This window comes from Pedobacter sp. UBA5917, assembly GCF_002432345.1.
Classification (GTDB): domain Bacteria; phylum Bacteroidota; class Bacteroidia; order Sphingobacteriales; family Sphingobacteriaceae; genus Pedobacter.
In genome coordinates this window covers 17,895-33,780 of record NZ_DJDT01000208.1, presented here as the reverse complement: position 1 = coordinate 33,780, position 15,886 = coordinate 17,895, and the positions used below count along the sequence as shown (strand labels likewise).

The 15,886-nt window shown below is 41.7% G+C and carries 12 protein-coding genes; 3 read left to right on the top strand and 9 right to left on the bottom strand.

Features of this window, described 5'->3' with window-relative positions:
• Positions 1-235 (top strand): hypothetical protein (locus B2V92_RS13915; protein WP_293309130.1); only part of this gene is annotated, 235 nt, incomplete at its 5' end.
• A gap of 79 nt (positions 236-314) precedes the next feature.
• Here the strand turns inward: B2V92_RS13915 and B2V92_RS13910 are convergent.
• From B2V92_RS13910 to B2V92_RS13895, 4 genes are all read right to left on the bottom strand, one after another.
• On the bottom strand, positions 315-2,144 hold the full coding sequence (locus B2V92_RS13910; protein ID WP_293309128.1) for an ABC transporter ATP-binding protein: 1,830 nt from the start codon (positions 2,142-2,144) through the stop codon (positions 315-317).
• A 452-nt stretch (positions 2,145-2,596) separates the two neighbouring features.
• Complete coding sequence (locus tag B2V92_RS13905) at positions 2,597-3,451, bottom strand: hypothetical protein (protein WP_293309126.1); 855 nt, start codon at positions 3,449-3,451, stop codon at positions 2,597-2,599.
• Positions 3,452-3,614: 163 nt separating this feature from the next.
• Positions 3,615-4,142 (bottom strand): hypothetical protein, encoded by a 528-nt coding sequence (locus tag B2V92_RS13900; RefSeq protein WP_293309124.1) that lies wholly within the window; start codon positions 4,140-4,142, stop codon positions 3,615-3,617.
• A 275-nt stretch (positions 4,143-4,417) separates the two neighbouring features.
• Entirely contained in the window at positions 4,418-4,903 is a 486-nt protein-coding gene (locus B2V92_RS13895; RefSeq protein WP_293309122.1) for a PRC-barrel domain-containing protein, read from the bottom strand.
• A gap of 689 nt (positions 4,904-5,592) precedes the next feature.
• On the opposite strand from B2V92_RS13895, the gene B2V92_RS13890 reads away from it, so the two are divergent.
• Positions 5,593-5,907: a hypothetical protein gene (locus B2V92_RS13890; protein WP_293309120.1), complete on the top strand. Its 315-nt coding sequence runs from the start codon at positions 5,593-5,595 to the stop codon at positions 5,905-5,907.
• 151 nt (positions 5,908-6,058) lie between these two features.
• On the opposite strand, the gene B2V92_RS13885 is transcribed toward B2V92_RS13890, so the two are convergent.
• Positions 6,059-6,811 (bottom strand): SDR family NAD(P)-dependent oxidoreductase, encoded by a 753-nt coding sequence (locus B2V92_RS13885; RefSeq protein WP_293309118.1) that lies wholly within the window; start codon positions 6,809-6,811, stop codon positions 6,059-6,061.
• A 98-nt stretch (positions 6,812-6,909) separates the two neighbouring features.
• Between B2V92_RS13885 and B2V92_RS13880 the strand changes: the two genes are divergently transcribed.
• The gene (locus B2V92_RS13880; protein ID WP_293309116.1) at positions 6,910-7,278 is read left to right on the top strand and encodes a winged helix-turn-helix transcriptional regulator; all 369 of its coding nucleotides are present in this window, start codon (positions 6,910-6,912) and stop codon (positions 7,276-7,278) included.
• A 28-nt stretch (positions 7,279-7,306) separates the two neighbouring features.
• Here the strand turns inward: B2V92_RS13880 and B2V92_RS13875 are convergent, their stop codons facing one another.
• From B2V92_RS13875 to B2V92_RS13860, 4 genes are all read right to left on the bottom strand, one after another.
• Entirely contained in the window at positions 7,307-8,371 is a 1,065-nt protein-coding gene (locus B2V92_RS13875) for a DUF6588 family protein (protein WP_293309114.1), read from the bottom strand.
• A 182-nt stretch (positions 8,372-8,553) separates the two neighbouring features.
• Complete coding sequence (locus B2V92_RS13870; RefSeq protein WP_293309112.1) at positions 8,554-10,671, bottom strand: glycoside hydrolase family 97 protein; 2,118 nt, start codon at positions 10,669-10,671, stop codon at positions 8,554-8,556.
• 166 nt (positions 10,672-10,837) lie between these two features.
• On the bottom strand, positions 10,838-12,658 hold the full coding sequence (locus B2V92_RS13865) for a RagB/SusD family nutrient uptake outer membrane protein (RefSeq protein ID WP_293309110.1): 1,821 nt from the start codon (positions 12,656-12,658) through the stop codon (positions 10,838-10,840).
• 19 nt (positions 12,659-12,677) lie between these two features.
• Positions 12,678-15,821: a SusC/RagA family TonB-linked outer membrane protein gene (locus B2V92_RS13860; RefSeq protein WP_293309108.1), complete on the bottom strand. Its 3,144-nt coding sequence runs from the start codon at positions 15,819-15,821 to the stop codon at positions 12,678-12,680.
• Between the last annotated feature and the right edge of the window lie 65 nt (positions 15,822-15,886).

Sequence of the window (15,886 nt, the reverse complement as noted above, 5' to 3'; positions counted from 1 at the left end):
CAGCAATGTGCTTTCACACAAGGCCACCTCACATCAAAAAAACAGCGGCACTTTGTTTTGTGCAGTAAATATCAATGAAGTTAAAATTTTTGCAAGACCTGCACAAAACCACTGCGTTTTAGGTTTGGTAGTGCCAATTATTCTGTTTTGCTACTGTTTTTTTGATTTGCCCGCACTTGGGATTGACGGGCGTTCTTCGGTAAAACCTGTTAGTTTTCAAAGCAAGCTAGCATAACGCCTTAAAAAGGCCTGTCGATATTATCTGTTTTTAGCGGTATAATCTCCCAGATGAGAAAGCATTTTCTTAAAACCATTTATGCTCCAACCTCAAACTGTAAACCACTTAGATAACGGTATAACCCCTGTTCGTTATCAATCAATTCGCGGTGCGTACCCGATTCAACGATCTTGCCGTCTTCTACTACGATAATCTTATCGGCTTCTCGTATGGTAGATAAGCGGTGTGCAATGATGATTGAGGTACGGCCCTTCATCAGTTCTTCGAGTGCTTCCTGTACCAAACGTTCCGATTCCGAATCCAGTGAAGAGGTGGCCTCATCCAAAATCAATATTGATGGGTTTTTTAGCAATGCACGGGCAATAGCAATGCGCTGGCGCTGTCCGCCCGATAGTTTTACCCCACGCTCGCCCACTACGGTTTCGTAAGCTTCAGGAAATGAGCTGATAAAATCGTGTGCATTTGCCCTTTTGGCCGCCTCCATAATTTCTGCTTTGCTTGCATTTAACCGGCCATAAGCAATGTTTTCGAGTATAGTTCCACCGAATAACATCACATCCTGAGGTACGATGGCCACCTGGTTCCTGATATCGGCAAGAGAATAGGCTGCCGCAGGTTTTCCATCAAAAAATATTCCGCCGGCCTGTGGATGATAAAATTGAAGGATCAATCCTGCTGTTGTCGACTTTCCGGAGCCACTTGGCCCTACAATTGCTACTTTTTGTCCGGCTTTGGCTTCGAAAGATATATCCTTAAGTACCTCCACTTCCGGTCGCGAAGGATAGGCGAAATTAACATGGCTAAAACCTAGGTTCCCCTCAATTTTCTGGTCAACCACGTTATCTTTTTCATTAATGGATACGGCCTCACCTTTTTCTGCCAGTATTTCGAGCACCCTTTCGCTGGCTCCTACAGCCTTTTGCAGGTTGGCGAACAGCTCGGGGAAACTGCCCAGCGAACTGCCCAGAAACATGGCATAAAGGGAGAATTTTAACAGCTCGCCAAAGGTAATTTCGTGCTGACTTACCAGCACACAGCCATAGCCCACCACGGCCAAAATGCCGCCGAAAACACACAGTACAATGAAAGAAACAAACATGCCCCTGTATTTTGCACCTTTAATGGCAATATTGGCTACCTCGCGGATGGTATTGCGGTAACGCGTGGCCTCGTACCATTCGTTTACAAAAGCCTTTACATTGCCAATGCCCATCAGGGTTTCTTCTACAATGGTATTGGATTCGGCCATTTTATCCTGTGCCTGACGCGAGATTTTTTTGATGAATTTACCGAACAGCACGGCAAATACCACCATTACAGGTAATACAAGCAACAATGCAAAAATGAGTTTTTTAGAAATAACAGCCATAAAAACAATACCGCCCACCAACAGGATGGCCTGCCTTAACATTTCGGCAATTGTGGTGGTAAGTGTATCCTGAACCTGCGATAAATCGGCCGATATCCTGCTGTTAAGCTCACCAACCCTGCGGTTGGAGAAGAAGTTCATCGGTAGGGTGATCAATTTGAAATAGGTGTCGCGTCTGATGTCGGCCAGTGAGCGTTCTGCTACGTTTACAAACCATAATATACGGAAATAAGATACAACGGCCTGCAATGCCAGCACAACAAAGGCCAATAGCAAAATACCCTGGATACTGGCCGGAAGAAAACTATTAGTGTGTTTACCCTGGGCAGTATCAATTAATGCACCGATAAATGTTGGGAACGATAGGCCGACTAAACTTGAAAGGAACAGGAAGAATAAAGCGGCTATAAATTGATTACGGTATGGTTTTAAATAAGTGAGCAATCGTGCAACATGGCCTAATGTTTCCCTGTTTATCTTCGCTTTTGATAATTCTACGCCCGGTGCATTCCCGCTGTTTAATTGTTTTCTTGCCATTATGTTTAATTTTATGCAGCAATCAAAGCTGCATTTTTTGGGTCAATATTTTAATACCTTCCAGCCCGAAAGGCAATTACAATAATTAAGACGGTGGAAAACAAAAATTACTTTAAAAAAAAAATAAAATTTAATAAAAGGCAAAAATGCATGTCAATATTGTGATCAATAACATGTTCATTATTTAATGAACATTAAATAGATCTTAAAAAAGAAAAGATATTTAACATCTTAGATGTTCTCAGGTGGCTGAGGTGGTTAATTAAATAGCAGCCTTTTGTTTTTTTATGACCACCTAAGACACCTGAGGCCACTTAAGCTTACACGACGCAAAATTTAAAGTAATTAAAAGTATTAAACATGCAAGCTCATCTCAATCCGATAGTTATCGGATTTTTTAGGGCCAAAACCTAATAAGGACTAGGGATAGCAAAGAGCTCTTAAAAAAAAGATCAGATGGCCGGGTGGTTTGGGAGTGGGTAATGAGACAACACTGTTTTTTTCTTGGCCTGTTTGTTCCTGCCCGAAGGCGCAGTAACATTTAATACTGAAATGTATTTTGTAGGATCGCCCAGCGCTTCATAAATTACCACCTCGCCGTACTCAGGTTCCCTTAGTACTTCAGGATTGTTTTTCAAAGCATCAAAATTCCTCTTATTCAGCTGGCTTATCAAATGTTCTTTATCCTGAACAAAAGGGATAAGCAAACCAGGTTTACGAGGCGTCATCCACTGATCGTTCAGTTCTGAATAAGGGAGTTTAACCTGTCCGTTTCCTACAATCAGCAGAGTGCCACCAATAATGACCAAAAATTCGCCCATCCAGATTACCCATAATAAAATGCCTGAAATATTGCTGCTCCCCTGTATGCGGAAAGTACCGATTTCGTTTAAGGCTACAATCTCTTTAAAAAGAATACCGGGATGTACAAACAGGAATCCCATATCCAATATCAGTTGTTTTAGGTCGGTTGAACTCTGGCTAAAAGTAAAGCCACGCCGACTATACATTACCGCATCAAAGAAAACCCATTGCACATAAAAGGCAAGCAAACTGCATACAATGGCAATTAAAAGTGCAATCTGGAAGTTTCTGATCTTACCGATTTTGATGCCAAGATTGATCGTCAGTCCAAGGCCCATACCCAATAAGAAAGCACAGATGGCAATAAACCAGATATTTGGGATTAACTGCGAAAGAATGATGTAAAAAAGCGGTAAGAGGAGCGAGGCAACAATGCCGATAGCGAATGTTGTGATCACGCTGGCTGCCGAAGCATGACCTGCAGGAGTGTATTTTTCTACCATGTGAGTGTATAATCAGATTTTAATCTCAAAAACAGCAGGAAGAAAAAATTGTTTGGAGATAAATCTCTTTTGTGCGATTTTTCTCTGTTTTTGAGGGTTGATGGCTATCGCACGCTATTTCCCCCACAAAAAAGAGTGGTTTATTTAAATGGTAACAATCACTTTAATCTTTTTGATAAAACAGCTTGGAAAAAATCTTGATGCTACTTAGTTTATTATCATTAAACTGGTAAAAATGACTGATACCTGCAGTTTTAGAAGTAATTTCTACAGTATTGGCACTTGTGTTTCCATCCGGAATATTCATCTGTTTAAAAAATGTAGCGCGGTCCATTCCAACTGTTACCCCATTTTGCAATGGAATTTCGTTACCCAGTATAATCGAATTGATCAGCTCCAGTTTTTTTGTGTTTTTATCGGGGTAAAATCTTACATAGCTTTTTTGCAGGGCGAACATTTTCGTCGGGGCCGTGCTTCCGTTTTGATAAGCCTTAACTTTATCGCCTGTACTCGAAATTAATTTTTTGTTGGCATTTTCGAACGATCTGAAACTGTTGGATGTTCCCAGTGGATAACGCAAAAACTGATCTTCTCGTACCAGGTGCAGTGTATCTTGGGCAATGCTTTTTGCCGATAGGTTTATGCTGCAAAGCAAGCAGATGGCTAAAAGGGTTAATCTGAAATTTTTCATTTTGAGTCGTATTAATTTAAGAATATGCTAAGATAAACCAATTAACCGGAATCTAAATGGATAAAATTTTCAAAAAGATGGAGAATCTGGCCGAATGCCCGAATCAGATGATAAGATTGAATTATTAATATAGAAATTTGTCATCCTGAGCTTGTCGAAGGATCATCCATAATATCATGAACGGCGTTTCGACAAGCTCAATGTGACAAAAGCTAAAAAAGCTCCAAAGTGATCAGAACTCTTCCTGCTTTGGAAGGCTGATATATTTAAAAATATTAATTGTTGCGATGATCTTGCGGAATGATATTCTTGTCGAAATGGTGGTGACGATAGAAATTTGCCCTGTCTATTTCAACTGCTTCATCTTCCATTGTTAATGCTGCAGGACTGCCAATAACCTTCCTGATGTGGTTTTCCATTTCAGGAGTAACCTCGTCCATAATATACCTTGGCATAGCTTCCAATTGTTCCTGGTGAAAATCAGGTGCAAGGATCTGTTTTTCATTGGTATCAAGATCGATAAGGCCGATCGGTACCAATATCTTTTTATCTTCTACGGATGTGGTACCTTCATCAAGCAAAACTATAACATAACGCACAGTGTCTGCTTCGGGATCAAAAAGCAGGTCAGCCACTTTACCAATCCGGTTTTCGCCTGTTTTTACCGGCCAGCCTTTAATGTTTGCTTCGCCTGAGGTAAGGGTATAATCGCTATGAGATAATTCTAGAAGATTGCTGTAGGTGATCTGATTGTAATTCATAATAAATAGATTAAAACTTGTGTAATAGTAACACCTGCTCTAAGCTATTGGTTTGTGTTTTTTTGATTTAAAAGGGTTATTGCCCAACAATCGTGAAGCTGTTTTTTGATTATGATAGCGTCTTTTTTGCTGAAAATAAGCAGTTTAAGGTTGCTTTTTCGGCAATTTGAAATCTTTTGTGGTTTCTTGATTCTGATCTTGAAATGACAATAAAAAAGCCGGATAAATGGATATCCGGCTTTTTTTTACTCTTCCTCCTGACGGCTTGGTTTGCAAAGAAACACCAGGATTCCGATACTGGTTAGTACAGAAAACAATCCGATACTTAGGTTGATCATTTCAATCATACAATGTGGTTTAGTTTAGTGGATACAATATATTACTTTTTTGTGACGAAAGAAAAGAACATTGAAATTGTTTGAAAAAAAGTTATAGCTAAGAGTTGTGGCGTTAGCTAACATTGGAAATATGCTATAAAATTTCAGGCTGAAAAAACTTATAGTTAAAGTAAGTGTACACCCGTTTGCAGGTAGCCATCTGAGGCTGTTGCTTTTACAGTATTAAAGCTGAAAATATGCTTTATTGATGTTGTTATGCCGTTTTTTTGTGTAAAAATAAATTGTTTCTCGTTTACAGCCAGTTACCGGAAAGGGCTTTGTAAATGATTTTAAAGATGGTAATTTCGGCCTATGAAAGTTAAGGTAGTCGCTATTTTAGAAACGGAATTTAAGCAGGAGCAGGCGCTGGCCAAAATTATGAACAGCAGGTTACAGCGGGCTGCAAAAGAATTGCAGGACTTTCATTTAACAGCACTTTCGGGCAGAAGATCTTCAGCACACTACCTTGATATACAGCTTAGCTACAATCAAAAATACAAAATCCGCTACCGGATTATAAATGATGTACCTGCAGATGTAGAATACCTCGTTGCCGAAAGCTGCAGCAGACTTGGCTACATTTTATGGAGAAATGTGGTTGCCGAACAGGACAGGCCCGTTTGGTAAAACCAGGAATTTAAACCTTAGCATATATCATTATTTAAGCAGAGAGGTATAGAAGAATATAATAACCTTTAATAGTCCCGATTTTTAGGAATTAAAGTCTTCAATGTTATTCGTTGCGGGATACTTATAGCTGTAAATTATTGACCTTAGCTCAAAATGCCGAACGACGGCCTCCGCCATCTACAATAGAAACCGTGCCGGTAATGTATTTCGCACGCGGCGACACCAGGAATACGGCCATATCTGCCATATCCTGTACCTCCCCAAAATGTTGTAGCGGTATTTCAGTTTCCGCATATTTCTGGCCTTCGTTGCCAGGGAAATACGGGCGTATATTATCAGTATCAATAAGTCCGGGTTGCAAACAGTTTACCCTGATGCCGTATTTGCCCAATTCGGCCGAAAGCTGTTTAGCCCACATCGCCAAAGCAGCCTTGGCCACAGCAGAAACATTTAACGAGCGCAATTCGTAAGTACTGGTCAAATTTAAGATAGTACCCTGTTTACGGGCCATAAAATGCGGTATTAGGGCCTGGGTAAGCTGCCTCGGGCGTTCAAAATCTAAAGCCATTGATATATTCCATGGTTCTTCCGGTCCGGCAACATCAGCAGGTTGGCTTTGCCCTGCATTGTTAACCAGGATGTCTATGTGGCCCAGTGCGGATAATGCAGCGGAAGCAATTTTTGCAGGTGCATCGGGCGCTAGGAGGTCCTGCGCAAAAACAACTGGCGCATGGCCACCATTTGCAATAATCTCACTATAAAGACTGTTTAACGAATCGAGGTTGCGGCCGGTAGCGAAAACTTTTACACCTTCTGCAGCCAGTTCTTTTGCTATTGCCCTGCCAATGCCTTTGGATGCACCGGTTACCAGTGCGGTTTTTCCTTTTAAATATAAATCCATATTTCTTCGCGATTAAAATTACCTTGCAATAATAACCGATACCGCGTATTTTTATTGGATGTACAACCACTTGTATGGTACATACAAATTTGTAAGTAATGACTGCACGAAAAGAAAATTCGACCTATACCCTTAACGAAAAGTTTATAACAGAATGCGATCTCACCTACGCGGCAAACAAAATCGGTGGGCGGTGGAAAATTGTAATATTGGATAAACTTGGAAACCGGAAATTGAGGTTTGGCGAACTGAAAAAGGAGTTTCCATATATCACTGAAAGAATGCTTACACTCCAGTTACGTGCCCTTGAGCAGGATGAACTGGTTAAAAGAACGGTTTACGCCGAGATTCCACCAAGGGTTGAATATGAACTAACACCAATGGCTTTGGAATTTCTTCCTATTTTTTGTCAATTGAGTGCCTGGGGCAAGAAAAATAAGGCATTAAAAAGAGGCGATCATATTTGAAAAAACCGCTCAAGTATTGCATTAATCCTTAAAAACCCAGCCCAATACCTGCGCTCAGCATTCCATAACCTCCTGAAAAGCCATAGGAACCATAAATTCTGACAACCGGAAATTTAAATTGAAAGCCAACATCACCACGGAATGTTTTAAGATAGGTTCTTTTGAGTTCAAAAGGATCCTGATAGGTAATATAAGCCACCTGATCGTTGCGTAAACTATTTGGAATAGGGAAATTTCCTTTTAATCCCAGGGTAGCAGATGATATGCTATAGCCCAAGGAGAGAAAGGAAGTAAAAAAATCAATCTCTTTTGAAATAGTAGCCTGTAAGAGGTAATTGTCGAATTTGCCATATATTTTCTGGCCCAAAAAATCAGTAGCCTGTTCCGCATTTTCTGGTATCATACCGTCAAGTGGTCTAAGGTTAAGTCCTCTATTGTAATTTAACCTGTTAAAGCCTATCAATAGTGAAAAATCGAATGGTGTTTTCTTTACTTCTTTCGCCACAAAGTCTCTCACAATATTATGTTTTATGCCGAGGCCGAACAGCGAAATTGATCCAAAACGTTCGCCAAGTTTTATTCTCGGTGCTGCCCTTACCATCAGCTCGGTATTTGCCGCAAAACCTACTGTAAGCTGAACTTGTGGCGTTGGAACAACGTTTTCGATAACTGCACTGGGAAGTTCAAAGGAGATCAGTTTATTTCCATTTCCATCAAAAAGATCCATGTATGGGCCATTACTGTATCTGTTGCCGGTAAAGGTTGGAGAGTTTATTTTAGTCGGATCAGAAGGGCGAAGGTTGCTTGATAAACCGATGGCTGTTACGTCGAATGTTTGTTTCGATGTGGGAATCAGCGATCCGGTTGCCATTATCCTAAGGTCGAAATGCAATGGCTTTATCGTTTGGGCCGTATTGGCCCATCCACTGTTCATCCCCAGCCCGAAACCATAAAGAAGTGGTCTTGAATAAGCATCAACGAGTTTCTCAACGTCAGCGGGACCAGCCTTGATTAACTGTTCGAAATTGAATTGTGCATTAACGTTTTGGATAAGAAATAAGGAGAGACTGATCAGAAATAATAACTTTTTCATCAATAGGGGCTTCAGCAGGTGATATTATGAGCGGATATGTATTTCAAACCACCAGCTGCTGAAAATGTTTGCCTCTTATTTTTATAAAAGAAAATGATTTATCAATCTACTATTTGATTTTTTAAACTTGACAGGACGATCTGTTTTCGATAGTTCTGCCAAGCTTTATTTTTCGATCTTATTTATTTTGAATCAACCGGTACAATTTCGAGTGCAGCTCCTCCGCCGGGTGCCAATTCGAGCGTTAATACACTGGCTGATGTTACTTTGGTTTTTGTTATTTTGTAAAGTTCGGGATGTTCTTTCCAATCGGCACCTTTAGCATCGGCATAAACTGTTGCGATATAACTTTTATCCTTATCCAGAAAAGATAGAGCGATTTTTGTTTTTCTGGCATTTTCGTCGGTAATGGCGCCAATATACCAGGCCTGCGAATTTTTACCTTTGCGGGCTATAGTGATGTAATCGCCTGGTTCCGCCTCAATAATTTTGGTGTCGTCCCAGTCGGTCGGAACATCTTTAATAAACTGAAATGCATCCGGATGTGCCTCGTAATTTTCAGGACAATCTGCCGCCATTTGTAAAGGGCTATACAAAGTTACATAAAGTGCCAGTTGCTTGGCCAACGTGGTGTGCACCTGACGGCCTGGATCGCCGGATGCATAACCTTTCAGTTTAAAGATCCCGGGCGTGTAATCCATTGGTCCGCCCATTAATCTGGTAAAGGGTAAAATCGTTTCGTGCTCGGGCGCGTTGCCATTGCTAAAAGCATTGTATTCATTTCCCCGTCCGGCCTCACTGGCGATAAAATTGGGATAGGTTCTGTGCAAACCCGTTGGCCTCATCGCTTCGTGAACGTCGATCATCACTTTATGGTCGGCAGCCTTTTGGTTTACACGGTTAAAATGATTCACCATCCATTGCCCGTCGTGGTGTTCTCCTCTGGGGATTATCTTGCCTACATAACCGGTTTTAACTGCTGGATAGTTAAATTTATTCATAAAACAGAAAGCCGTGTCGAGCTGACGTTCGTAGCTGCTTGCCGAACCCGAGGTTTCGTTATGCATAATCATCTTTACATTTTTGGATTGGGCATAAACGGTAATCTCCTTAAGGTCGAAATCGGGATATGGGGTAACGAAATCGAATACTTCCTCCTTCCAGTTTCCAAACCAATCTTCCCAGCCGGTATTCCAACCCTCTACCAGCACACCACCAATACCGTTTTTAGCAGCAAAATCGATGTATTTTTTAACATTGGCGGTATTTGCGCCATGTTTTCCGCTGGCAATCAGTTTTCCGTTCCGGTCAACTTTATCCATATTTTCGGCATAACTCCAGGTACTTTTTCCGGTCTGCATTTCCCACCAAACACCAACAAATTTCATTGGTTTTATCCATTCGGTTTCTGCAATTACCGAAGGTTCGTTCAGGTTTAGAATCATTTTTGAATCCAGAATATCTGCGGCCTTATCGCTAACAATAACCGTTCTCCATGGTGTACTAAAAGGAGCATGCAGGTAAGCTTTGTTGCCCAAGGCATCGGGCACCAGATTTGAACTTAAACCATTTGTTGCTTTATTAACATGCAACTGCATGGCCGGATAATTAATTAATGCAGCCTCGTGGATGTTGATGTATAAACCTTCTGCAGTTTTTAGCATTAATGGGGTTTGTACCGCAAACTGATCAGGAACGGTTCTTACAGCAATATCGGTTGCCGCTTTCTGCACTTTCCAGGCATCTATCTGGCTTAACGGCGAAGTGGTGTAAATATATTCGTTTGAATCGTAATCGCCCGGGATCCAGAATGCCTTATGATCGCCTGTTAAATTAAATTCGGTGAGTTCATCGGTGATGATAAAATAATTCAGTTCGGTCTGTTTTGGGAATATGTAACGGAAAGCTATTCCATTTTCAAACACCCTGAATATAATATCGAGCAGTCTGGGTTTTTCACTTTTTTCTTTTAGGTGTACGGTAAGCTCTTCATAATGGTTCTGTATGGTATTTGTTTCGCCCCATACCGGCTTCCAGCTTTCGTTTTTAGCCGTTTTTTCTATGTTAGTGATTTCGAAACCAGCATCCATCGGGCGCTGATCTGCCAGCTTAAAACCAAGGGAAGAATTCTGGATGATTACTTTATCCTTGTAACTAACGGTATAAGTTGGTACGCCGTTTGGGTTGAGGGCAAAACCAAGCTTCACCTGGTTAAGTGTTACTTCATTTTTATTGGTTTGCGCAATAACATTTCCCGTCGTTGTAATGCTCAGTAAAAGGACAACTATCTTTTTTATCATTTGTTACTATTTAATTCTCTATAAAATGAGGTTTTACTTGCTAAACCCGTCGTAATCTCGACCGGAGCATAGCGGAGTGGAGAGATCTACCTCGAGGTAGATCTCTCGGCTGCGTTGCACTTCGCTCAAAATAACGCTACTTTCAACAAGCTCAGGATAACCAGTATTAATACCCCGGATTCTGCTGTCCAGCTATTTTCGCATTTGCATTAAATTCGGCTAAGGGAATAGGCCACGAATAGCTTTTGGCCTCGTTAAAGGTTAAAGGCGTAGTCAGGTTTCTTGCTGTTCCATAAAACGCGGCTTCCTGTGGACCCAATCTCCAGCGGCAAACATCAAACCACCAGATACCTTCGTGGAAAAATTCGGCCCAGCGCTCGTAACGGAGTGGATTTGTACCCAATACAGGGTCGCTTATTGCTGGTGTTGCGGCATTTAACGAAGCATAATCCCTTACCGAAGGGGTATTAACTGGCAGATCGTAAGCCCTGCGGTGCACTTTGTTAATGTATTCAAGACCCATAGCCACATCGCCCGAACCAATGCTTGCCTCTGCATAAAGCAGGTAAACATCAGCTAATCGCAGGAAATACCAGTTCCATTTATCGTAGTTTACGTTATTGATATGGTAATCAATGGCTGCATATTTTCTAAATCCCCAGCCATAGGTATTGGGTTCGCCGGCAAGGTAATCGGGTTTTGAAACCGGTACATTTTGTTTTGGTCCGCCGTTCCAGTCGGTGTTCAATACATCAACCCATGGCTGTACCAGGTTTACGTATAAGCGCGGATCGGCTGTTTTGTTTGTTCTTACCAATATGGCCTGTGCTTTGTAAGCAGGATCCATAATCTGCGCAGGATTGTTAAAACTGGCGGGTTTACTGTTATCAAAAGCCGGGTTAGCAACCAGGGTATAATAGCCCAATGGATAACCAAAACGTTTAATGTTTTTATCGTGTACCCCAAGGTTTCCGCCATAACCCAAAGGCCTCGATCCTGTTTCGGTACCGGCCTCGCTTAGAATATATGGCGACCAGATTACCCCGTTCAACGTAGAAGCGTTTGGAACGCCACCCCAGGGGCCATAATTTCCTTTGTTGTCGGCATCTACATTGAGCTCGAATAACGATTCTTCGTTATACTCGTTTGCGGTGTTACCGTTAAATGCATCTTTGTATTTTGCAAAAGGCATCAGGCTTTTCCCACTGTTGTTAATCACTTCAAGCAGGGTTGTTTTAGCATTGGCCCAATCTTCGGTAAATACATAGGCTTTGCCCAATAAGGCTTTTGCCGACCATTTATTGGCTCTTCCAATTTCAGTTGCCGACCAAACTCTGTTATCGAGCAAAGTGGCAGCGTCCTTTAAGTCGGCTTTTATAAAATCCCATACCGCCTTGGTTGTTGCACGCCCTTGCTGGGTATCTTCCACATTTTTGGGTACTGCAGTATAAAGAGGAACGCCTTTTTTGCTTTCGTTAACACCGCCTGCTTTTATGTAAGCCTCACCAAATAGGGTTTCGAGCTGGAAATAATAAAAAGCCCTCATAAACTTGGCCTGTCCGCGGATGGCATCTATATCTGCTTTTTGCGATGAGGTAGCTTTATTGGCCTCAAAAAAATCGGCCGCGGCAAGCGTAACGTTACATACGGTTACACCTGCATATAAGGCAGTCCACGCATTTTGCGATTTGCCATTGGTAATGCTGAGGTTATTTGCAGTCATTTCGTTCCATGCCGCATCACCATTGTAATTTGCATCGCCAGTATGTGTCGAATTTTCGAGTGCTTTTGGCATCAGTTCGAAACCCCACAAACCAATACTTTTTAGGTTTCCATAAGCAGGGGCTAAAATGGTATTTAGCTCATCAAGTGTATTCGGAAATGATGAAGTAGAATTCTGGTCGGTTGGAACCACCAGTGAAGGATCTTTTTTGCAACCAGCTAATAAAACAATAGCCAGTATTGCAATAAATATTTTTTTGTACATCTTATTTATTTTATAGCATTTAGAAATTAACATCAAGCCCGAAAGAGTAAATCCTGGTTTGCGGATACTGGCTTACCACATCGATTCCGCGCGAGGTTACGCCCGAATAACCGGAAGGGGAAAATGAAGACCCGAGTTCGGGATCAAGACCCGTATAATTGGTGATGGTGAATAAGTTATTGCCCATTACAAACAACCTTAAGCTTCTAATTTTTGCTTTTTGCATAAAACCACCAGAAAAAGTATAACCGATCTGTAGGTTTTTCAATTTCAGGTAATCGCCTTTTTCAACGAAATAGCTGTTTACTGAAGAGTAGTTTCCATTCGGATCGAGGTTAAAGCTTCCATTTGTATTAACTACTCCCAAACGGGGTTGATCTGTTAAACCATTTCCGGCAAGGAAAGATGCCCCCCAAACTTTAGGAGAGGTATTACCATCAGAAAAAGGACGCATTTCGTAAGCTTTCACACCATTAAAAAGGTCTACCCCGGCTACACCGTTAAATAAAAAGGCAGCATCAAAACCCTTATAATTAAAGCGGAGATTTAATCCATAAACAAATTTAGGGTTGGGGTTGCCGATCACCTTGCGGTCCTGATCGTTGATCACGCCGTTTCCATCCAGGTCTTCGAAATGTAAATCGCCTGCATGGGCAGCAATACCGTTAACCGTTTGTTTCGCTGCCTCTGCATCAGTTTGGAAAATACCAAGCGATTTATATCCGTAAAACGATCCAAAAGGTAAGCCGGCCCTGGTGGTGGTAATGGTTTGGTTAGGCATAATCTGGAAAGATACGTCGCCGTTATTGTAATAGTTATAACCATCGCTTAACTCAGAAGTGGTTTGCGAGGTAAGTTTGGTAACTTCATTTTTATTATAACCACCTGTAAAACTAACGTCGAAACCTAGATTTCCGATTTTACTACGATAGCCCAGCAATAATTCGACTCCTTTATTGCTAACCGAGCCAATATTGGTAATGTAAGCACCCGAAATACCGGCACTTGGCGCCATAGGCAATGCATAAAGCATATCTTCGGTTTTCTTATTGTAATATTCGAGGGTAAAATAGAGTTTGTTTTTTAGCAGCTCTCCATCTAAACCGATGTTAAGCTCCTTAATGGTTTCCCAATGGAGGTCGGGATTTGGAATGGCACTGTAGGTAGTGCCGGGGATAATGGTTGCACCCGGTGAAAAGTTTGCCCCACCCGCACTGCCGTTGCCTAAGCTTGAAAATGGCTGATAAACTGATAGGTAGGAGTAAGGTGCAATATTGCTGTTCCCAAGTTCGCCATAACTTGCCCTGAATTTCAGTATATCGAATACCGGCAGTGTTGATTTAAAGAAAGGTTCCTCAGAAATATTCCAGCCTCCGGAAACTGCAGGAAAAGTTCCCCTTTGTTTATTCGGACCGAAAACGGTAAAGTTGGCATCTCTCCTGATTGATCCTGATAGGTAGTATTTTCCTGCGTAATTATAGTTTAAACGGGCAAATAAAGATTTAATTAAACCGTTGTTATCATTCTGGCCCGTAAAAAGATAGGTTGTGCTTGCCGTTGGGATAAACGAATAATCGGCCGCAGCGGCCGGCGAAACATTGTTTGCCGTAACATTTACATTATTAAATTTACTGGTAATCTGCTCGAAACCACCTACCGCGTTAATATTGTGCTTGCCAAAACTTTGGTTATAGGTTAATATAAAGTTGGTGAGCAGGGATTGATTTTCGACCGAAAGTTTGTTCAGCGAGTTTGAACCTGCGCCCACACCACCTATTGAAAAGGCATTCTGGAAATAGTTCTGGGTCTGGTTATAATACGAGTAACCCACATTGCTCCTGAAGGTTAAATGGAGCGGAAGCTGTACCTCGCCATAAATATTGGCCTGCAGGTTGTTCCTGTAATCTTCTACGCTGGCATTATCAACCGCACCTACCGGATGGGTACCTGAAAAGGATAAGCCCGGATAACCTGTTGGCAATGTGCCATATTTGCCATCTTTATTAAATACCGGAATAATAGGCAGGGTTCGGAAAGGAGCATTGTGCAATTGCGCTTCAACACCTACCGATTGCGGACTGGAAGTTTTACGGCGCGAAAGCGAAAGCTGTTCGCCGAACTTGAATATTTTGCCCAACCTGTAATTGGTGTTGATTCTGGCGCCTCCAATGTTCGAAAAGTTGCTCCGTGCAACACCTTCCTGTTTGTTGTAAAAGCCCGAAACCAGGTAATCTCCAATCGGGAACTGACCGCTTAATGAAATGTTATGGTTCTGCTCATTTGCATTTTTAAATGTTTCATCTATCCAGTTGGTATTGGCCAAAGTATCTAAGCGGGCCGCATTGGTAAACCTTCCTGGGTTGATGATGTTCTGTAATTTGATGTAACCGTCTTTATCAAGCAATTCGCCAACTTTTGGAGTGGTTATGCCATAACGGAAATTGTAATTGATCTGGGGAGAAGACGATGACCCTTTTTTAGTGGTAATTAACAACACACCGCCAGCCGCTGCGGCACCATAAATTGATGCTGCTGCGGCATCTTTTAAAACATCCATCGATTCTACATCCTGCACGTTAACGTTGCTTACATCGTTAACACGGATACCATCCACAATGTAGAGCGGATTGGGTTGGTTCAGGGAAGATAATCCCCTGATGATGATAGTGGGCTGTGCATCTGGAGCTCCAGAGCTTTTTACAATATTTACCCCTGCAATTCTTCCCTGTAAGGCCTCTGTTGCATTGGTGATGGGTTGATTCTTAAAAACATCACCTTTTACAGAAGATACTGATCCGGTGAGGTCTTTCCGTTTTTGTGTTCCATAGCCCACCACAACAACATCATTGAGCGAATTGGATTCCTCGGTGAGCTGAACGTTAATGGTGGTTTGTTTACCCACTTTTATTTCGCGGGAGGTAAAACCGATCGTCGAAAAAACAAGGATGTCGGCATCCGATGCTGTTAGGGTATAATTTCCGTTTCCATCGCTCAGGGTTCCCTTCGATGTTCCTTTAATGGAAATACTTACACCCGGAAGAGACAATCCTGATCCATCGGTTATTTTTCCGCTTACTGCTGCGGGTTGTGCGCTGACATGAAAAGTGAGCAAAAGCAGTAAAGGAATAAAAAGAAACTTTTTAAGTAATTGTTTTCTGTCCATAGTACTCTTTGTTAGGTTTATATTTGGTACCTCAAAGAGAAACTATAAATGAAAATGGAACAAAT